This window comes from Sphingorhabdus sp., from assembly GCF_040079335.1.
Classification (GTDB): domain Bacteria; phylum Pseudomonadota; class Alphaproteobacteria; order Sphingomonadales; family Sphingomonadaceae; genus Sphingorhabdus_B.
The window spans coordinates 1-19,438 of record NZ_JBEBKL010000045.1 but is presented as its reverse complement, the minus strand read 5'-3'; the positions used below and the strand labels follow the sequence as shown (position 1 = coordinate 19,438).

Genomic DNA, 19,438 nt, shown 5'->3' with positions numbered 1-19,438 from the left:
ACGGTTTTGCCTGCCCCTAGCGGACCCGTCAAAGTCAAAAGATCGCCTGCCGCCAGCTTCTGTGCCAGCTCAGCACCGAAACGACGCATCGCCTCTTCATCGCGAATAATCATGCAGAAGGCGCCGTTCGCGGTAACCGCAAAGCAACTGTGGTTCCCGCCCCGGGCTGCGATTCGAGCTCGAATTGGCCACCATGCAATTCGACCAGCTTGCGCGCCAAAGGAAGGCCGAGACCGCCATTCATCCCCTGTCCTGCCGCCGCTTTCTGGCTGCGCAAAACCGGATCAAGCGCCATCGTCTGCGACTGTGCATCCATCCCCGGCCCATTATCCGATACAACCAGCGTTACGCCATTCCGGTCACCTGACGCGTGGATCAATATGCGCAGGCCTTCGCCTCCGTGCGTCAAGGCGTTGTCGACAATGGCATCCATCGCCTGCTTCAACCGGACCACATCACCCTGGATCGTTCCTGCATTGGGTTTCACATCAAGCACCAGACTGGCTTTTGCCTTGTCTGCGGCCTCGCCCGCCGACGCCTCAACTTTGTTTACGAGTTCGGCGATGTCGACCGGTTTGCGCGCAACCGGTAACGCTCCGGCCTCGCTTTGTGTGAAATCGAGCACGGCATTGATCTGCTGCCCGAGACGCTCCGCCGATTTCGATATCGCGTCGACATAGTCCTTGGCTTGCGGGGGCAGTTCGCCGCCAATGCCTTGCTGCAGCAACTCAGCATAGCCGCCGATCGAGGTCAGGGGCGTGCGGAATTCGTAACTCATATTCGACAGGAATTTGCCCTTGATAGTGTCGGCTTCGGAAAGTGCGGCATTGCGATCACGCAGCGCTTGCTCAATCTGCAAGCTGTCCGTCACATCCAGCATTGCGAGCAAAGCGTTGCCATCGGGCAAGGGCACCGTTGAAAGCTGGAATATGCGGCCATCAGCGAAAGCAATCCGGCTCTTGCGCGGTTGCCTAGTGCTAATCGTCATCTGCAACAGCTCGCGCAATATCGAAACATGCGATGGCTTTTGCAGGCTTGGTCCTAGCCGGGGAAGAAGCTCATCAAAACGGGGGTGCTGCGCGAGCAGATCCTCTTCAACACCCCATATTTCCTCAAACCGGCTGTTCCAGATGCTGAGGCGTGTGTCGGCGGAAAAGACCGAAACAGCCTCGAACAGATTGTTGAAAGTTGCTGTGCGGACCCGGAGCAAAGTATCGCGCGCGCTGGCCAATTGCGCTTGCTCGGTGCGGTCTTCAAAGATGAGCAAAAGGCCATTGTCTGCTGTCGGCTGGCCGACCAGGCGCAAATGGGTGCCATCGGGTAACAGCCAATTCTCTTCAACCGGCGCCGCGATATGGAACCAGTTTTCGCGCTCGGCCCGCCATTCCGGGAAATCGCGCACATCGGGCATCTTGCCGCTTTCCCGCATGCGCTCCAACACGCGAGCGAATTCGGGGGACTCAGACAGCCATTCTTCGCGCATGCCAAACTGGCGCTGGAAGGGCAGGTTCCAGAAAGTGAGCGAACGATCCGCTGCAAATTGTGCGACCGCCGCCGACATCTTGTCGAGCATGTTGCGCTGCGCCTCTGCCTGTCTCCGAGCATCGGTGCGCGCGTTGATCAGTTCCTGCATATCAATGGCAATGCCACCTACGCCCACTTCCCCCATCGGGATGTCATAGACTTTGATCTGGCGCCGTTCGCCGCCAATTGTCGCGGAAACGAGCCGCTCGACCGGCTTGCCCGCCTCCTGCGCCTTGGCCGCCGCGCTGAGTGCGTTGACCCCATCAACGGGTTCGACCAGTTCTATCTCATCGGCAACGACATCATCGCCGCTCTGGCCATCCACCGCCTCTACATAGGCCGTATTCACAAAGCTGAGGCGATAATCCGGGCCCCGGTGCCACATCGGCAAGGGCGATGCTTCAATCAGGCCAGCCAGCGCTTGGAACGCGTTGCGCGCCATCATGGCATCACCCTCGAGCCGTTCCAGCTCACGAACGGTATCGGTCAGGTCAAACAACCAGACCAATGAAGCGCCATTGGGATAGATCTGCGAATCCGCCAACACGACCCTCGCCATGAAGCGCTTGTCTGAACCTGCCACGCTCAATTTTTGCGAAAGTGTTTTGCCCGTGCGCTGCGCTTCGCGGATCAGTTCGGCAAGGCCTTGCCAATCCTCTGCTGCGTCACCCACGGCAAATTCGCCGACCAGTTCGGCAATTGTCGGGATAGGACGATCCAGGCCGAGAAGCCGGAAAAATCGATCCGATGCCTCCAGCTTTCCATCTGCACGCACGATCGCCGGAAAGGCAGGCGATGTTTCCAGCAGCCGGCTGAGACGCGCGGTCTGGCGAAGCGAGGCACGCGCCTTGCGCTGCATCGACAGGCCATTCCAGATGGCGATAGACGCGCCAACTATCCAGGCTGCGAGCAGCAAACCAATCAGTGCTGTAGTCAGGCTTTCGCCCTGCATCGGGGTATCCGTCCGAAAGAAAAATCGTGTCGCTGCGGTGCAACGAATGCAGGTCTGACGCAACAAAAAAGGCCCGCACTAGGCGGGCCTTTGTCGTTATCGGTCTATATACCGATCAATAGCGATAATGTTCGGGCTTGAACGGCCCTTCGGTCGGAACACCGATATAGCTCGCCTGCTTGGGCGAAAGCTTGGTCAGCTTGACACCAAGCTTTTCCAAATGCAGCGCCGCCACCTTCTCGTCGAGATGCTTGGGCAGCACATAGACGTCGTTCTTATATTCCGACGTCTTGGTGAACAGTTCGATCTGCGCCAGCGTCTGGTTGGTAAAGCTCGACGACATCACAAAGCTGGGGTGGCCGGTCGCGCAACCCAGATTTACGAGGCGGCCCTTGGCAAGAATGATGATCTGTTTGCCATCGGGAAATTCGACCAGATCGGTGCCCGGCTTAACTTCGGTCCACTTATAATTGTCGAGCGACGAAATCTGGATCTCGCTATCGAAATGTCCGATGTTGCAGACGATCGACATCGGCTTCATCGCCTTCATATGCTCGGCGGTGATGACGTCTTCATTGCCTGTCGCGGTCACGAAGATGTCGCAACGCTGCACGGCTTCTTCCATCGTCACGACTTCATAGCCTTCCATTGCCGCTTGCAAAGCGCAGATCGGATCAATTTCGGTGACCATAACGCGTGCGCCACCCTGACGCAGCGAAGCGGCAGAACCCTTGCCGACATCGCCAAAGCCAGCAACGCAAGCAACCTTGCCGGCAAGCATAACATCAGTCGCACGACGGATGGCGTCGACCAGTGATTCCTTGCAGCCATAGAGGTTGTCGAATTTCGACTTGGTAACGCTGTCGTTCACATTGATCGCAGGGAAAGGCAGCTTGCCGTCCTTGGCGATCTGATACAGGCGATGGACGCCCGTGGTGGTTTCTTCCGATACGCCCTTGATGTGCGCAACCGACATGGTGAGATAACCGGGCTTCGCTTTGACGAAGGCTTTTAACGCGCGCTGGAATTCAATTTCCTCGGCATTTGAAGGCTCTGGCATTTCGTCACCGGCTTCGATGCGCGCGCCCCAGAGCGCAAACATCGTGGCGTCGCCGCCATCGTCGAGAATCATATTGGCGGTTCGGCCGGTGCCATCATCCCAGTCGAAGATCTTACCGACATAGTCCCAATAATCGGCCAGCGTTTCGCCTTTGATTGCAAATACCGGGATGCCTGCAGCAGCAATAGCGGCCGCCGCGTGATCTTGCGTCGAATAGATGTTGCAGGTGGCCCAGCGCACGTCGGCGCCAAGAGCGACAAGCGTTTCGATCAGTACAGCGGTCTGGATCGTCATGTGGAGCGATCCGGTGATACGCGCACCCTTTAGCGGCTGCGAAGCACCATATTCAGTCCGCAGAGCCATAAGGCCCGGCATTTCGGTTTCAGCGATGGCAATTTCTGCGCGACCAAATTCGGCAAGCGAAAGGTCGGCGACAACATAATCTGCAGACACAGGAAAACTCCGGCTAGGGGATTGGAATTGCCAGCCCCCTAGCGGAGATATCCAAGCAAAGCAATCTCAATATAAAGATTGCTTTATATGATTGCTCAACGTCGAGACGCTATGCTCACCGAACAGGCTTGGGAGGCTTGGCGGGGAACGCCGACAACCTCATCAGCAATCAAGGCGAGCGTCTTCACGTCCTGACGTCCGCGCGACAAATCTGCCGACAGCTTTTCCAGCTTGGCACAATCCGGATCGCCATGTCCGCCGCCATAATAGTTGGAAAGCGCGATCATGAACCGGTCCAGTTCGGCGAACGCCGCTTTTTGGCCCATGGTGCGTGCATAGCGCGCCTTGATGATATTGTGCTGGCTCGCCAAAACATCATTATTCTGGCGCACAAACCGGTTGTAGTCGCTCAAGAAATTGTCGTTTCCGAACCTGCAACGCAGCGCCGACACCATCAGCATCTGGTTCATATTGGCGATGCGCGCTGCATCCTGTTCGGCATTGGTCCAGCAGGCCTGCGCCGGCGTCGCCACCAGTGAAACAGCCAACAGAGCCGCAGCGATACTCCCTTTAATCTTCTTCATTTCAACACCCCTCCATCTAACGTGGAGAGGCGACAATGGCGGATCGTGTTTACCGAAATTTCAACCTGCGTAATGAAGGAAAATTAACCATGTGGTCTGTTGCCCGAATGTCACGCCCGACGAACAAGCGGACCTTGGAACCGGCGAAGACAATCCCTATTTGATTGGCATGCGCATCACTCTATGCGTCACACGACGCGTATATTTTTGGCCAAGGAAGGAAATGCGATGACGATCAAAGTAGGTGACAAACTCCCCGACGTGAAACTGGTTAAAGCAACGGCGGAGGGCCCGCAGCCTGTTCAAAGTTCGGACTATTTTGCTGGCCGCAAGGTTGCGCTTTTCTCTGTTCCCGGCGCTTTCACCCCCACCTGCTCGGCCCGCCACCTTCCCGGCTTTGTTGAAAAGGCCGATGAATTGAAAGCCAAGGGCATCGACGAAATCGCATGCACAGCGGTTAACGACGCGTTCGTGCTGGGTGCCTGGAACAAGTCGGGCGGCTCGGATGCCATCACCATGCTGGCCGACGGCAATGCCGATTTCGCGGAAGCCGTGGGCCTGACCATGGACGGTTCGGGCTTTGGTATGGGCAAGCGCGGCCAGCGTTTCTCGATGGTTATCAACGATGGCGTGGTTGAACAGATCAATGTCGAAGCCCCGGGTGATTTCAAGGTGAGCTCGGCTGATCACATGCTCGGTCAGCTTTGACGCACGGCTGAAATAACAGACTGACACAGGGTGGTTTACACCATCCTGCCAGCACAAGGGCGGGGCCTCCCCCGCCCTTTTTGCTTGCCAAATTGCATGAAATGGAGAATCCGCCTTCATGGCCAATAAACAGACACAAGACATAATCCGCCAAATCACCGAACATTACGACGCTTCCGTTGAACGGCTCCGTCAGGCGCTGGCTGCGTATCTGAAAGACCGCACCCTGCCCGACATGGCAGACCGCGCCATTGGCGCATTTGCCTATCCCGAACTGGTCATCCGCTATAACGGCACGGAACGCGACAATGCGGCGAACCTCGCTTTCGGGCGACTTGAAAAACCTGGCACCTACAGCACCACACTGACCCGCCCTGAAATCTTCGGCGATTATTTGCGCAGCCAGATCGACCTGCTGGTCGACCAATATGAACTGGAAATGCTTGTCCGCCCCGGCAAGCAGGAAATCCCCTTCCCTTATGTTCTCGACGGGCTCGAGCTTGGCGACGTTTCGCCCACCGAATTGTCGAAATGGTTCCCTGCTACGGATCTGGCAGACATTGGCGATGAAGCAGCCGACGGCTTACTGATCGCTGGTGAAAATGGTTCGCCGCTGTCGCTGTTTGACGGCTTGCGCACCGATTTCTCGCTTGCCCGGCTAAAGCATTATACCGGCACTCCGCCTGAGCATTTCCAGCGCTACATCCTGTTCACCAACTATAACCGCTATGTCGACGAGTTCGTCGCCTGGGCCTGCCAACAGGTCGGCAAGGGACGCTACACTGCCTTGTCCGGTGCAGGCGGTCTCTATGTGGACGAATCGACCGAGGACCACGCCCAGTTGGTCGCCGACAGCACGTGGCGCAAGCACCAGATGCCCGCCTATCATCTGATGGCAGAGGGCGAGAGTGGCATCACGCTGGTCAATATCGGCGTCGGCCCATCCAACGCGAAAAATATCTGCGATCACCTCGCGGTGCTCCGCCCCGAAGTCTGGCTGATGATCGGCCATTGCGGTGGCCTGCGCGATACGCAGCGTATTGGTGACTATGTGCTCGCCCACGCCTATTTGCGCGACGACAATATCCTCGACCGTGTGCTTCCGCCCGAAATCCCGATCCCGCCGATCGCCGAAGTCCAGCAAGCGCTGGAAGCGGCTGCAGTACAGGTATCGGGTACCAGTGGCGCAAACCTCAAACGGCGGATGCGCACGGGCACGGTTGTGACCACTGACGACCGGAATTGGGAATTGCGCTATACCGACAGCGCCCTTCGCTTTTCACAATCGCGCGCCGTCGCCATCGATATGGAATCGGCAACAATCGCGGCGCAAGGCTATCGCTTCCGTGTGCCCTATGGCACCCTGCTCTGCGTTTCGGACAAGCCGCTGCATGGCGAAATCAAGCTGCCCGGACAGGCGAACCGTTTCTATGAAGAAGCCATCGCCGCGCACCTGCAGATCGGCATCCAGACTTGTGAGTTGCTGCGCGAGGCGGGCAACAGCCTGCATAGTCGCAAGCTGCGCGCGTTTAACGAGCCTCCTTTCCGCTAAGGACCATCATGGAAATTTGCCCACCGCTTTCCCGTTCGATTGCCGGCCGCGTCGCTATCGTCACTGGTGCCGCAAGCGGGATGGGTCGAGCGACCGCTGTCCTGTTCGCCAGCGAAGGCGCCAAGGTTGCGGTTACCGATCTGGATCAGGCGTCCTGTGATGCGGTCGTGGCAGAAATCAGAGCCAGTGGCGGCACGGCGAACGCCTATGCTCTCGACGTTTCAATTCATGACGCGATCAAAACCGTGGTCGCCAATGTCGCCAGCGATTTTGGCGGCATCGACATCCTCGTCAATAATGCCGGTATCTCGGCATTCTGTCCGCTCGATGCGGACGATGAATATGATGCGATCTGGGATCGAGCGCTCGCTATTCTGTTGACCGCGCATCAGCGGACGGTGCGTGCCGCTCTGCCTTGGCTGCGCAAGAGCGATGCCGCCCGTATCGTCAACATCGCTTCTACCGAGGGGCTAGGTGCGACGCCGGGCGACACGCCCTATGTCGCCGCAAAAACCGGCGTTACCGGCCTGACCCGCGGCATGGCTGTCGATCTGGGCAAGGAAGGCATCACCGTCAACTGCATCTGCCCCGGACCGATCCGAACCGGCATGACCAACAATGTCCCTGAAGACGACAAGATGCTTTACGCGAAGCGCCGCACAGCGCTGCGCCGATATGCCTGGCCTGAAGAAGTCGCGCACATGACGCTCAGCCTTGTTCTGCCGGCGGCGAGCTTCATCACCGGCGCGGTTATTCCCGTCGATGGCGGCTTGATGGCGCGTAACGCCTGATTGCGGTCAGGGTGTGGCGGGCGCGGGTGCTGAATTGAACATCGGGCCGAAGACAATGTCGACTTTTACATTGGCATTGGCAACAACATCGCCCTCATTGGCCGTGCCGCCCTTGGGGGTCGTAGAAATGCCTGACGAAACTTCTTCGATCCGCGTTATCCGCCGGACAACCATAGTGAGCGCAGTCGCATAAGCCTCGGCCTGTCGCTTAGCATCGTCAATCGCACGCTGACGGGCAAAGGTCAGCAGGGCGTTGCGATCGGTCACATCATATTGCGGCGGTTGGATCGAGCGGACCTCGGCGCCTTCCATAGATGAAATCACCTCGCCAAGACGGGTCTGGTCGTAAAGGTCGATATATATCTGCCACACGGAGCGCGCCTGTCCGGCGGTCGGCTGGCTGGAGGGTGCCAGTTTCGTCTTCCTGATCTGGGTTGGGCTGACCCCCATTGTTCCAAGGCTGTTGATCAGCATGTCGAAATTCTGCTGGTTCAGCGCATCGGCATCAACCGCGCTCGCCGCGTCTGACACCATCTGGCCGCTCAGATAGACGATGTTACCCCGCTGTGTGTAGCTGCCCGATCCGGAGATGTTGAGGACAATCTCCCCCAGCAGCAATTGCGACTGATAATTGACAGATTGGGCGGAAACGGCGCCCGGAACCGATATTGCCAATGACAGGCAAGCTATCCAGTTACGCATGGCGCCATTTTCCCTCCCTTTGGGCGTTACCACCCCTTCTTCTGGCCCTTATTCTGCTTTTTCAGCCAATCCATCAAGGGTTTAAAATATTCGATCATCGCCTTGCCCGACATTTCGCGGCTGCCGGTGAAGGCTTCAAGCGCATCGGGCCAGGGTTTGGACGCCCCCATTTCGAGCATGGCGTTCAATTTCTGGCCGACTGCCTTGTTGCCATAAAAGGAGCAACGGTGCAGCGGCCCCTTCCAGCCAGCAGCGTCGCAGGCAGCTTTGTAGAACTGGAACTGCAGGATGCGGGCGAGGAAATAGCGGGTGTAGGGTGTGTTACCCGGAATGTGATATTTCGCACCCGGATCGAAGGCATCTGCCGGACGTTCGACGGGAGGCACGATACCCTGATATTGGCGTCGCAAATCGGTCCAGCCCTTGTTGTAGTTGGCGGGTGCTATCGAACCATTGAATACGCCCCAACGCCATTTGTCGACGAGCAGGCCGAAGGGCAGAAATGCCACCTTGTCCATCGCCTGCCGCAGCAACAACCCGGTATCCTTATCCGCACTGGGAACCTTGGACTTATCCAGCAGACCGATCTGAACCAGATAGTCCGGTGTAATTGACAGGGCCACAGCATCGCCAATCGCTTCGTGGAAGCCATCATTCGCACCGTTCAGATGCAGATAGCTCTTCTTGTTATAGGCGCGCTGGTAATAATTATGGCCCAGCTCGTGGTGGATGGTGACGAAATCGTCAGTGTTGATCTTGATGCACATCTTGATGCGCAGATCATCTACATTGTCGATATCCCAGGCGGACGCATGGCAAACAACCTCGCGGTCGCGCGGCTTCAGGAATTGCGAGCGTTCGTAAAAGCTTTTGGGCAGCGGCTCAAAGCCCAGCGACGAGAAAAAGCCTTCGCCGATTTTCACCATGCCGATTTCGTCAACACCCTTGGCCTTCAACAAATCGCCAATGTCATAACCGATATCGCCTGCCCCTGCCGGGGCCACAACATCATAAATGCCACCCCATTCCTGCGCCCACATATTGCCCAGCAGATCGGCACGGATGGCGCCGGTCTTGGGCTGCACGGCATCGCCATATTTCGCGTTCAGCTTGTTACGGGTATAGGTGTGCAACTCGTCATAGAGCGGCTTCACCTCCAGCCACAACTTATCGGTCAGCTTGGCGAAATCATCGGCGGGCATGTCATAGCCAGATCGCCACATCGCGCCGACATCCTTGAAGCCCAGTTCGTTCGCGCCCTCATTGGCGATCTCGACCATACGGGCATAATCCTTGCCCATCGGCTTGCCGACATTGTCATGCCAGCTTGACCACATTTCCTTCAGCTCTTCGGGATTCCGATTGGTGCCCATCGCGGCTTCGATATCCGAACCGTTGATCGCATTGCCGTTGAGCGTGCCCTTGCCCTTGCCATAGGTTGAGTTCAGCTTGGTGGCGATGGTGCTCAGCTCTGCAGCAGCACCATCCTTGGTCGGCGCCGGCAGCACCAATCCGCCGCGCAATATATCCAGCTTCCGCTTCGTTTCTGCGGAAAGACCCGACACCGCCTGAAACTTGGCCGCTTCGAGGGCATAGGCGACAGCCTTTTCTGTGCCGATCTCACCATATTTTGCGGCAAGTGCATCGGTATCGTCGGTGATATAGGTTGAATTGACCCAGGCTACACGCCCGCCTTCGATCGAGAAGTCGAACAGGTCTTTTTCAGCCTTGGCGATAAAAGCCTCGGCATCGGCAGATGTCGGTGATGCATTCTGCGCTGCTGCGGGCACAGCATAAAGCGCAGCCGCAAGTGCAAGCGTGGAAACGAATTTTCGCATTGGAAACACTCCCCAAAAACAAATTATGGAAAGTGCACTGCTCCTGTCCGCCCAGCAGGTCAAGCTCTGGCGCGTGCCATTCGTCGAAGCAGGAGTGCTGCTAGCAGACCAAAGAAGCTGGTCAGAAACGCCGTTGATTTGATCGGCTGCGCGGTGGATGCGACTCCGGCAAGAACATCGCTGCCCTCGAACGTCATCGCCTGCACAAACTGGCATGTTGTTTCAACATAGTCAGCCACACCCACGACAAGGGCGGCGGCAACAATCACCCATCCCAAACGGCGCAGAGAGAGCTTTTCAGACTGCGCAAACAATCGTCCGCCGCAATAGGCGCCAAAAGAGTAAATGCCGATATAGACCAGATCGAGTGCGATACCGAACCGGGCCAGATCCATCACACCCGCCGCTTGCCAGGCCGCCTGAATAGCATCGACACGTAGCGCAGTCGCTGCAGACTGGTGATCCCTGATTCCCCAGGGCGAAACATCATTGGTGAACCATGGATTCATAGCAATCATGATGGCAAGGATCAGCAAGCCACCCAGCCAATAGCGCCAGAATCGCTTTTCAAGCAGTGTTTCGGTCATATGCTCTCTTCCAACAGAAAATCACGGATGGCCAAACCAAGTTCAGCCTTGATCACGGCACTCATATGGTTGCCGGGAACACCAATCAGCCGCCCTTTGGGCAACACCTCCGCCAGCGCAGATGCGGAACCATTGTCATTGTCATCGATCCCGCAAATTATCCCGATAGGTAGATCGAAAGTCTGCAAAACTTCGATGGGCGTATCAACGAAAGTGTCCAATATCCCGAGCAAGGCGACCGGGTCGCCGCCCGTCGTCTTCAAAAACGCCTCAGCCATAAATGCGGGCGAGCCGCGTTCGTGCTTGCCCAGATTTTCGAGAACATGGCGGAAATGCCCGGCGCGTGCGCCGGTATTGGCGAGGCCTTCCAGCCCCATACCAGAAATGATCACCCGGCGCGGATTGCATCCCTTGGCCAACATGCGCGCCACCGTTCGCCCCCCCAGCGAATAACCACCCAGATCGAAATCATTGAGTCCCAGATGCTCTATCAGAGCGAACTGATCGGCAGCCAGAATATCTTTGGGGTAGTGGACAGGTTCATGGGGCTTTCCGCTTAACCCATGGGCGCGCAGATCAGGCATGATAACCCGGAATCCCGCATCCGCCAGCAATGCAGCATGACCATATTTAATCCAGTTTGTGTCGGCCTCGCTGAAATAACCGTGAATCAGAATCAAAGGACGCCCTTTGCCGGTCTCCCTCCATGCCAACCGGATGCCATCGCTGGACTCAAAATAGCCTGTATCGATATTCACTCGGGTACCTCCAGGCCGCATGCTTCCCAACGCTCTACTACGCTCTGCGTCGTCGATGTGTGCATCCGCGGTAACTCGCGGGTATCGAGCCACGCTTCATTGATGGCTTCGGCCCCTGCATGCGCGATGGGCACAAATCGGGACGGATCGTCAAAGCTACCCACAGTCAGATCGCTGCCGCCGCTATTGTCCTTCCAGCGAAAGCCGAGCGGCGTGCCGCAGTGAGAGCAGAAGGGGCGCACTGCTACCGGCGAACTCTCATACCAGTCTGGTTCGCTGAGCCAGTTTATGTTGGCGGCTGGAACTTCAACAAAAGCCGCTGCAATTCCGCCCGTGGCTTTTTGACACATGCGGCAGTGGCACCAATAGGCGTCGAAATTCTCGACCCTAGCTTCATAACGAACACGGCCGCACTGGCAGCCGCCGGAGAGCGTTTCAGTCATTCCACCGGTTTAGCCATAGCCAGTTCAAAGGCAAGCAGGTTGCATATAATAAGCATTGCTATTATATCGGTAGCTATGAGTGAAGATCTTGGCTTCCTGATTGGCGATACGGCACGATTGATGCGCCGCGCGTTTGACGAGCGTGTCCGCACCAAAGGCATCACCCGGCCGCAATGGCGCGTCCTTGGACTTCTCAACCGTTTTGGCGGCAGTTCACAGGTAGCCTTAGCCGAAATGATGGATGTTGAGCCGATAACACTGGGCCGGATGATCGACCGGATGCAGGATGCGGGGCTGGTCGAACGTCGCGCCGACCCTAACGACCGTCGCGCTTGGCGTGTGTTTCTGACACCGTCTGGCGAGTCGCGTCTGGAAGACCTGAAGCCGCTCGCCAACGAACTGTTCGCCGATGCCGTATCTGGACTTACCGACAGCCAGCAAGCCGAATTGGAAGCCATGCTGGATATCATCCGGCTAAACCTCACCCGACGCGCGCCGGAGGCTGCCAATGGCTGAAGCCGACGCCCAGATGAAACCCGAAGCGCAAGGTGCAACCGAACCGCTGAAGCACCCGCGCAAATGGTTGCGGCTGTTAATCATGGTTTCGGTACCGCTGCTCATTCTAATTGGCGGGATCGCATATTACCTTGCCAATGACCATTATGTGTCCACTGACAATGCCTATGTGCAGCAGGACAAAGTCTCGGTTGCGGCGGAAATCGGCGGACGGATTGTCGAGGTCGGGGTTAAGGAGAACCAGCACGTCAATGCTGGCGACCTGCTGTTTCGCATCGATCCAGAGCCGTTCAAGATTGCAATTGCACAGGCCGAGGCTTCGATCGCCGCCGCGCAGGTGAAGGTGGTGACACTGCAGACCGATCTGGGCAATAGCGGCGTCGATATCCAGGCAGCGCGCGACGATGTGGCTTTTTTCACCGAGGAGTATAAGCGCCAGTCTTCGCTGATGCAGAGCGGCTTTACTACCAAAGCGCGGCTACAAGCCGCAGAACATGCCCTGTCGACTGCCCGTAGCAAATTGGCGCGCGCGGAAGCAGATGCGAAGATGGCTCGCGCCGCTTTGGCGACTGGAGCCGCGGCGCCGGGCGTGAATCCCGGAGTTCTTGCAGGGCAAGCCCAGCGCGACAAGGCATTGCTTGATCTGTCCAAAGCCGAAGTCCGCGCAGCTGCCAGCGGCACAGTCAGTCAGGCCGACCGGCTGCAATTGGGACAGATGATGGTGCAGGGCCTGCCCGCGCTGACCATCGTGACTGATGGCAAGGGTTGGGTTGAAGCCAATTTCAAGGAAACCGACCTCGCCAAAATGCGTGTGGGTCAGTCCGCTGACGTCAGTTTCGACGCCTATCCCGGCCTGAAGGTTAAAGGCCGGGTTGCAAGCATCGGTGCGGGCACGGGATCCGAATTTTCGGTTTTGCCTGCACAGAATGCCAGCGGCAATTGGGTGAAAGTCACACAGCGCGTTCCGGTACGGATCGAAATTCTAGAAAAGCCAAAGCGGCAGATGATCGCCGGACTGTCGGCCTATGTCCGCATCGACACCAGCAAGTAACTCCGGACCCGGAAAGGCAGCGCTACCGGTCGAGCATAAGTGGCTGCTTACCGTTGCTGTGATGGGCGCATCGATCATCCAGATTCTGGATTCGACGATCGCCAATGTGGCCATACCGCATATGCAGACCAGTCTCGGCGCGACCATCGACAGCGTCAGTTGGGTCCTGACAAGCTATATACTCGCCACTGCAGTTGCCATGCCGGCCGCTGGCTGGTTGTCCGACCGTTTCGGTTCGCGCCGCCTGTTCTTGCTGGCCGTGATCGGATTCATCCTTACCTCCATGTTGTGCGGTGCTGCCACAAGCCTGACGCAGATGGTTATGTTTCGGGTGCTGCAAGGGTTTTGTGCTGCATTCATCGGGCCACTTTCTCAAACAATCCTGCTCGACATCAATCCACCTGAAAAAGCCCCGAAAGCCATGCAGATTTGGGGCATGGGGGTGATGATGGCACCTATCTTCGGCCCCATGATCGGTGGTTGGTTGACCGAAAGCTACAACTGGCGCTGGGTCTTCTATATAAACCTGCCGATCGGGATACCGACTGTTGCCATCCTCTGGTGGCTCCTTCCTTCGCGGCCGGTGACTGACCGGAAACTGGACATTTTCGGATTTGCAATGCTTGCGTTGGGGCTGGCATCCTTTCAGCTCATGCTCGATCGCGGCCAGCACGAGGATTGGTTCGAGAGTTGGGAAATCCTGATCGAACTGGGCATTGCGATTGCTGCGTTCTGGATGTTTCTAATACGCAGCATGACGGCCAAAAAACCGCTGTTCGATCCTGCCATGATCGCCAATGCCAACTTTCTTACTGCAATGACGTTCGCTGCGCTCATCGGCATGATGATGTATGCAATCTTTGCGCTGATGCCACCAATGCTGCAAAACATTTATGGATATACTGTATTCGATACCGGCGTTCTGCTCGCCCCCCGAGGTATAGGCATTCTTATCGGAATGTTACTTGCCGGGCGACTTATCACCTTTCTCGACATTCGCTGGATCATATTCACCGGCTTTTCGATCATAGCCGTGTCGATGTGGATGATGACCGGCTGGGCGATCGATATGGGCATGTCCAATTTCGTTATTGTCGGATTGATACAGGGGCTTGGCATGGGTTTGACCTTCATGCCAACGAACGTCGTCGCCTTTTCATCACTTCCGCTGTCGATGCGGACTGATGCGTCGAGCGTTCTTTATCTCGCTCGAAGCCTGGGAAGCAGTATCGGTATCTCGATTAGTGTAACCATGCTGACGCGCAGCATGCAGATTAATCATGAGGAACTGGCGGGGCGCATTACATCGTCCAGTTTTGATATGATCGATCCGGCAACAGCCGATCGATTTGGCGCATATGGAGACGTTCTCTTGCGGGTTCTCGATCTTGAAGTGAACCGGCAAGCCGCAATGCTGGCCTATCTCAGCGATTTCAAATTGCTATTCTTTATCGTGCTGGCAATCCTGCCGCTAACGTTATTAGTGAAGCCTATCGCCCCTGCATCGGGGCCTCCGCCGCAATTGCCCGATTAAACGGCGCGCTTTTCCAAGCCCTTTTGCTGCATTCGCCAGAGCACCATTTCGATGCGGTCCTGCCCGAAGAAGGGCTCGCCTTCGAATACCAAAGTCGGAACGCCCCAATGGCCACTGGCCTCAAGCGCCGCCTGGTTGGCGTGGATTTCAGCGTCGAGCGCTTCCGCATCCGCGACAGCTTCCGCATCAAGCTCCGCCAGATCGAGGCCTGCGCGTTGCGCCGCCTCGGCCAGATGATCGCCCTCATGCCAGTTTTCCGCACCGCCCCAGATTAGCCGCCCTGCCTCATGCGCAAAGGCTGTACCCTTGCCACGCCGAGCCGCAGCTTGCCCCAGCCGCGTGAGGCGAAAGATATAGGGCTGCTCGTCCGCAATCTTTCGCGTCATCACATTCTGCACGATCGGATCGGGCCTTGGGGGTCCGAACGGGATGCCGTGAAACTGGGCCACACGGAACATATCGGTGAAAGTGTAACGCAGCCAATTCGGCGGATTGCGTTCAAAGAAATCAGGCTCGCGGATCGCGAGCGGATAGACCGGACGCAGCGCGATATCGACATCCCACTTCTCCGCCATCGCCCGGTATCGGCCAATGGCGAGGTAAGAATAGGGAGAGCGGAAAGAGAAGAAGAGGTCGGCATGAAGTGTCATGCCGACATCCTGAACCGCAATCAGCCTTTCTTCAAGTGCCGACGGCCAAGTAATTCGGCAATCTGCACGGCGTTGAGCGCAGCCCCTTTGCGAAGGTTATCCGAAACGCACCACAGATTGAGGCCATTATCGACTGTCGAGTCATCGCGCACGCGGCTGATGAAGGTCGCATAGTCGCCGACGCATTCTACTGGCGTCACATAGCCGCCATCCTCGCGCTTATCGACCAGCATTACGCCGGGGGCTTCGCGCAAGATGTTCTGCGCTTCTTCCGCTGACAGTTCATTTTCGAATTCGATGTTGATCGATTCCGAATGGCCGACGAAAACGGGAACGCGCACGCAGGTTGCGGTTACCTTGATCTTGGGGTCGAGGATCTTCTTCGTCTCAACCACCATCTTCCACTCTTCCTTGGTCGAACCATCTTCGAGGAATTTGTCGATGTGCGGGATGACGTTGAAGGCGATCTGCTTGGTGAACTTGCGCGGCTCTGACTGATCGCCAACGAAGATGTTGCGCGATTGTTCGAACAGTTCGTCCATGCCTTCCTTGCCCGCGCCCGAAACCGACTGATAGGTCGAAACCACCACGCGCAGGATTTTCGCAGCATCGTGCAACGGCTTCAGTGCGACGACCATCTGTGCAGTCGAGCAGTTAGGGTTGGCGATGATGTTGCGCGCCTTATAGCCGTCAATCGCGTCAGGGTTCACCTCAGGCACGATCAACGGCACGTCGGGGTCCATACGGTAGAGCGAGCTGTTGTCGATCACCACGCAGCCTGCAGCGGCAAAGCGCGGCGCGTGGATTTTGGTCGCGTCAGAGCCGATGGCGAACAATGCCATGTCCCAGCCAGTCGGATCAAAATGGTCGATATTCTGGATTTTGAGGGTTTTGCCGCTTTCGCCATATTCGATGGTCTGGCCAGCCGAACGTGACGAAGCGACTGCAGCGATTTCGTCTGCCGGAAATTCGCGTTCCGCCAAGATGTTCAGCATTTCGCGCCCGACATTGCCCGTGGCGCCAGCGACTACAACTCGATAACCCATTTTCAATTCCTCAAATTCGAACTTGCTATCGGGACAAAGAAAAAGGCCGGGGTCCCTTTAGCGGATCCCGGCCCTTTCGGTATCTTGGTTATATGCAACCAGACGGGATCAGCCTCAGCCTTCCTGTTTGGTAGTAATGCGGGGATCGCGGCGTTCGGCAATACGTGCCTTCTTGCCGGTGCGACCACGCAGATAATAGAGCTTCGCACGACGCACGGCGCCGCGACGAACCACTTCGATGCTTTCGACATTGGGCGAATAGAGCGGGAATACGCGCTCTACGCCTTCGCCGAACGAAATCTTGCGAACGGTGAAATTTGATCCCATGCCCTTGTTCGAACGCGCGATGCACACGCCTTCATAGTTCTGCACACGGGTGCGATCGCCTTCGATCACCTTCACGCCCACGCGGAGCGTATCACCGGCCCGGAATTCCGGGATGTTCTTCTTGGTGGCAAGTTCGGCAATCGCCTCTTGCTCAAGCGTCTGGATCAGGTTCATGGCCTGTCTTCTTCCTTCTTCACGCCGCTCGCCAGAGGCAGGTCAGTCCCGAGCGTTCTTGTAACGCTCCCAAAGGTCTGGCCTGCGTAACCGTGTGTCGTTCTCGGCCTGTTGTTTCCGCCAGGCTTCGATCTTCGCATGATCCCCCGATCGCAGCACTTCAGGGATCGTGCGCCCTTCCCAAATAGCAGGTCGGGTATAATGTGGGTATTCGAGTAGCCCCTGTTCAAAGGACTCATCATCACCACTAACGGGCGCGCCCATTACGCCGGGAAGCAGCCGAATGCAAGCGTCTAATAGCATCAAAGCGCCCATTTCCCCGCCGGAAAGGATGATGTCGCCCATGCTGACCTGTTCGATGTGAGGCCGGGCCTCAAACAGGCGCTCGTCAAAGCCTTCGAAACGGCCGCAAAGGATGGTTACACCCGGGCCGGTCGCGAGTTCACGCACACGCTGTTGCGTCATCGGCTTGCCGCGCGGAGTCATGGCCAGTACGGGCAATGAAGGCGCTTTTTCAACAGCATGATCGACCACTGCCGCCATGACGTCAGCCTTCAACACCATCCCCGCCCCGCCGCCTGCCGGGGTATCATCGACGGTGCGATGCTTGTCGCTCGCAAAGTCGCGGATCTGGATCGGCGAACAGGCCCACTTGCCCTCCACCAAGGCACGTCCCGCGAGAGACACGCCCAGTGGACCGGGGAACATTTCCGGATAGAGGGTCAGGATTTGGGTTTGGAAGGTCACTTGCGACCTTGCCAAATAACATAAGCCAAGCAGCTCGGTAGTACCGCAAGCAGATACAAAACCGGCAGCGCCAAACCATAAATCACAATTGCAGCAAAATCCAAACGCCCAGGATTTCCATGAATCATCGGGTCGTAATTTGGCGCCAATTCGGCTGGCGTGAGTATGATGTATAAACTCAAAAAGAAGCCGATTGCAGGTGCAGCGAGCAATCGCCAAAACCACCATTTAGCTGGAAATCTGCTTCCAAATACTCTCCCAAAAATCAAACAAAGCAGCACGACCGTTGGAGGTAAGGCAAAAACTAGTGAAACCATCAAACCGTCCAGTTCTCAACCTTCAACCCCGGCACATCGGCGAAGTCGCTTTCATTGTTAGTTACGACCGTCGCGTTGATGCTCAGTGCATGCGCGGCAAGCAGCCGGTCAAAGCGAGCGCGCTTAAACGGCAGTTGTGCATATTCCCGCGCAGCCGCTTCATCGAATGGAATCAACGGAATGGCCCGAATAAACGCTTCCAGCACTTCAGGTGAAGGCGGCTTTCCCACATACGTGCCATGCGCCACCTCCGCATAGCTTATCGTCGAAAAGGCGATCTCACCAGGTTCACACGCCGTAATTTTTTCTCGCATCCCCTCAAACTCTCCCGACGTTGCGTAGATCGCGCAGTTGGCGTCGATAAGATAGCGTATCACTTGGATTCGAGCGCCTTACGTGCTGCAATCGCGCTGGGCCGCTCGTCGAAATCGCCGTGCGGGATCAAGCGGGCTCCCGGAGCCTTACCCCAAAAGCCACTGACGTCGATTTTGCGTTTTGGCGCATCGATGGGTTTTAAAGCAAGCATCACACCATCCTCCACGGTCAGGTCCATTTCCATACCCGGTTTCAAATCGGTGCCAGCCGGTATCCGCACAGCCAGCGAATTACCCGACTTGAACACCTTTGTACGATACTGTTTGCGGGTTGCCATTTCGGGCACGCCAACAGAAGCCGCCCCATCTGTGCGAAACGCTTGCCGTTCTTCGCTCAATTTGCTCACAAGAGACTCCGTATATACGTGATGTATATACTAATCGACAAATCCCGCGTCAACCACGATTGTCTCGCCCCACGCGGGCACAGCCTTGGCATTCATAGGCACCATGAAACGTTTTTTGTCGGGCTTTTCGATTTCCAATATGTCGCCCGCGCCGAAATTATCGACTGCGACGCAAAATCCCAGATCAGTGCCTTCCGTTGAAACGCAAGGTAAGCCTATCAGATCACTATAATAATATTCGCCCTCGCCCAGCGGTGGCAGTTCGGCGCGTGATACGGTGAGGAGCGTGCTACGCAGCGCCTCTGCGGCGTTGCGATCGGCAATCTCGGCAAAGCGCGCGATCGCGCCGCCTTTATGGGCGCGCACTGATTTCAGCGTCAGTGCGCCGCCATTATAGCTTTTG

General features: G+C 56.8%; 22 protein-coding genes. 6 read left to right on the top strand and 16 right to left on the bottom strand.

From position 1 onward, the window contains the following. Positions 1-109 precede the first annotated feature (109 nt). The 3 genes from ABL922_RS11795 to ABL922_RS11785 all read right to left on the bottom strand — a co-directional run bounded on the left by ABL922_RS11795 (position 110) and on the right by ABL922_RS11785 (position 4,573). On the bottom strand, positions 110-2,476 hold the full coding sequence (locus ABL922_RS11795; RefSeq protein ID WP_349024406.1) for a PAS-domain containing protein: 2,367 nt from the start codon (positions 2,474-2,476) through the stop codon (positions 110-112). 115 nt (positions 2,477-2,591) lie between these two features. Next, positions 2,592-3,989: an adenosylhomocysteinase gene (ahcY, locus tag ABL922_RS11790; RefSeq protein ID WP_349024405.1), complete on the bottom strand. Its 1,398-nt coding sequence runs from the start codon at positions 3,987-3,989 to the stop codon at positions 2,592-2,594. A 95-nt stretch (positions 3,990-4,084) separates the two neighbouring features. Next, complete coding sequence (locus ABL922_RS11785; protein WP_349024404.1) at positions 4,085-4,573, bottom strand: hypothetical protein; 489 nt, start codon at positions 4,571-4,573, stop codon at positions 4,085-4,087. 228 nt (positions 4,574-4,801) lie between these two features. Between ABL922_RS11785 and ABL922_RS11780 the strand changes: the two genes are divergently transcribed. From ABL922_RS11780 to ABL922_RS11770, 3 genes are all read left to right on the top strand, one after another. Continuing rightward, positions 4,802-5,281 carry a peroxiredoxin gene (locus ABL922_RS11780; protein WP_349024403.1) on the top strand — a complete coding sequence of 160 codons (480 nt, stop codon included), beginning with the start codon at positions 4,802-4,804 and terminating at the stop codon, positions 5,279-5,281. A gap of 118 nt (positions 5,282-5,399) precedes the next feature. Then, positions 5,400-6,833, top strand: a complete 1,434-nt coding sequence (locus ABL922_RS11775) for an AMP nucleosidase (protein WP_349024402.1) — start codon at positions 5,400-5,402, stop codon at positions 6,831-6,833. Positions 6,834-6,841: 8 nt separating this feature from the next. Beyond that, the gene (locus ABL922_RS11770) at positions 6,842-7,624 is read left to right on the top strand and encodes an SDR family NAD(P)-dependent oxidoreductase (RefSeq protein WP_349024401.1); all 783 of its coding nucleotides are present in this window, start codon (positions 6,842-6,844) and stop codon (positions 7,622-7,624) included. A gap of 6 nt (positions 7,625-7,630) precedes the next feature. On the opposite strand, the gene ABL922_RS11765 is transcribed toward ABL922_RS11770, so the two are convergent. The 5 genes from ABL922_RS11765 to ABL922_RS11745 are packed head-to-tail and all read right to left on the bottom strand — an operon-like array spanning position 7,631 to position 11,952. Next, entirely contained in the window at positions 7,631-8,326 is a 696-nt protein-coding gene (locus tag ABL922_RS11765) for an SIMPL domain-containing protein (RefSeq protein ID WP_349024400.1), read from the bottom strand. Between the two features lie 26 nt (positions 8,327-8,352). Further along, positions 8,353-10,164, bottom strand: coding sequence for a M2 family metallopeptidase (locus tag ABL922_RS11760; RefSeq protein WP_349024399.1), 1,812 nt, complete (start codon positions 10,162-10,164; stop codon positions 8,353-8,355). Between the two features lie 59 nt (positions 10,165-10,223). After that, positions 10,224-10,751: a hypothetical protein gene (locus tag ABL922_RS11755; RefSeq protein ID WP_349024398.1), complete on the bottom strand. Its 528-nt coding sequence runs from the start codon at positions 10,749-10,751 to the stop codon at positions 10,224-10,226. After that, the gene (locus ABL922_RS11750) at positions 10,748-11,509 is read right to left on the bottom strand and encodes an alpha/beta fold hydrolase (RefSeq protein WP_349024397.1); all 762 of its coding nucleotides are present in this window, start codon (positions 11,507-11,509) and stop codon (positions 10,748-10,750) included. The genes ABL922_RS11755 and ABL922_RS11750 overlap by 4 nt, the downstream gene beginning before the upstream one ends. Beyond that, positions 11,506-11,952, bottom strand: coding sequence for a GFA family protein (locus ABL922_RS11745; RefSeq protein WP_349024396.1), 447 nt, complete (start codon positions 11,950-11,952; stop codon positions 11,506-11,508). The genes ABL922_RS11750 and ABL922_RS11745 overlap by 4 nt, the downstream gene beginning before the upstream one ends. Positions 11,953-12,027: 75 nt before the next feature. Between ABL922_RS11745 and ABL922_RS11740 the strand changes: the two genes are divergently transcribed. From ABL922_RS11740 to ABL922_RS11730, 3 genes are read left to right on the top strand one after another with little or no spacing between them, the layout of a single operon-like run. After that, the gene (locus ABL922_RS11740) at positions 12,028-12,468 is read left to right on the top strand and encodes a MarR family transcriptional regulator (RefSeq protein ID WP_349024395.1); all 441 of its coding nucleotides are present in this window, start codon (positions 12,028-12,030) and stop codon (positions 12,466-12,468) included. Then, positions 12,461-13,519 (top strand): HlyD family secretion protein, encoded by a 1,059-nt coding sequence (locus tag ABL922_RS11735; RefSeq protein ID WP_349024394.1) that lies wholly within the window; start codon positions 12,461-12,463, stop codon positions 13,517-13,519. The genes ABL922_RS11740 and ABL922_RS11735 overlap by 8 nt, the downstream gene beginning before the upstream one ends. After that, a complete protein-coding gene (locus tag ABL922_RS11730; RefSeq protein WP_349024393.1) occupies positions 13,494-15,053 on the top strand; it encodes a DHA2 family efflux MFS transporter permease subunit in 1,560 nt (519 codons plus the stop codon). Before ABL922_RS11735 ends, ABL922_RS11730 begins: the two co-directional genes overlap by 26 nt. On the opposite strand, the gene ABL922_RS11725 is transcribed toward ABL922_RS11730, so the two are convergent. The 8 genes from ABL922_RS11725 to rimM form a co-directional block, all read right to left on the bottom strand. After that, positions 15,050-15,703, bottom strand: coding sequence for a 2-hydroxychromene-2-carboxylate isomerase (locus ABL922_RS11725; protein WP_349024392.1), 654 nt, complete (start codon positions 15,701-15,703; stop codon positions 15,050-15,052). The two genes, ABL922_RS11730 and ABL922_RS11725, sit on opposite strands and share 4 nt — an antisense overlap. A gap of 20 nt (positions 15,704-15,723) precedes the next feature. Further along, positions 15,724-16,749: an aspartate-semialdehyde dehydrogenase gene (locus tag ABL922_RS11720; RefSeq protein WP_349024391.1), complete on the bottom strand. Its 1,026-nt coding sequence runs from the start codon at positions 16,747-16,749 to the stop codon at positions 15,724-15,726. Positions 16,750-16,863: 114 nt separating this feature from the next. After that, on the bottom strand, positions 16,864-17,250 hold the full coding sequence (rplS, locus tag ABL922_RS11715) for a 50S ribosomal protein L19 (protein WP_349024390.1): 387 nt from the start codon (positions 17,248-17,250) through the stop codon (positions 16,864-16,866). 42 nt (positions 17,251-17,292) lie between these two features. After that, positions 17,293-17,997: a tRNA (guanosine(37)-N1)-methyltransferase TrmD gene (gene trmD / locus ABL922_RS11710; RefSeq protein ID WP_349024389.1), complete on the bottom strand. Its 705-nt coding sequence runs from the start codon at positions 17,995-17,997 to the stop codon at positions 17,293-17,295. After that, on the bottom strand, positions 17,994-18,314 hold the full coding sequence (locus ABL922_RS11705; RefSeq protein WP_349024388.1) for a hypothetical protein: 321 nt from the start codon (positions 18,312-18,314) through the stop codon (positions 17,994-17,996). The genes trmD and ABL922_RS11705 overlap by 4 nt, the downstream gene beginning before the upstream one ends. Further along, complete coding sequence (locus ABL922_RS11700; RefSeq protein ID WP_349024387.1) at positions 18,314-18,691, bottom strand: type II toxin-antitoxin system VapC family toxin; 378 nt, start codon at positions 18,689-18,691, stop codon at positions 18,314-18,316. The genes ABL922_RS11705 and ABL922_RS11700 overlap by 1 nt, the downstream gene beginning before the upstream one ends. Next, a complete protein-coding gene (locus tag ABL922_RS11695) occupies positions 18,688-19,035 on the bottom strand; it encodes an AbrB/MazE/SpoVT family DNA-binding domain-containing protein (RefSeq protein ID WP_349024386.1) in 348 nt (115 codons plus the stop codon). Before ABL922_RS11695 ends, ABL922_RS11700 begins: the two co-directional genes overlap by 4 nt. Before the next feature lie 30 nt (positions 19,036-19,065). Beyond that, on the bottom strand, positions 19,066-19,438 hold a 373-nt coding region (gene rimM, locus ABL922_RS11690; RefSeq protein ID WP_349024385.1), incomplete at its 5' end, for a ribosome maturation factor RimM.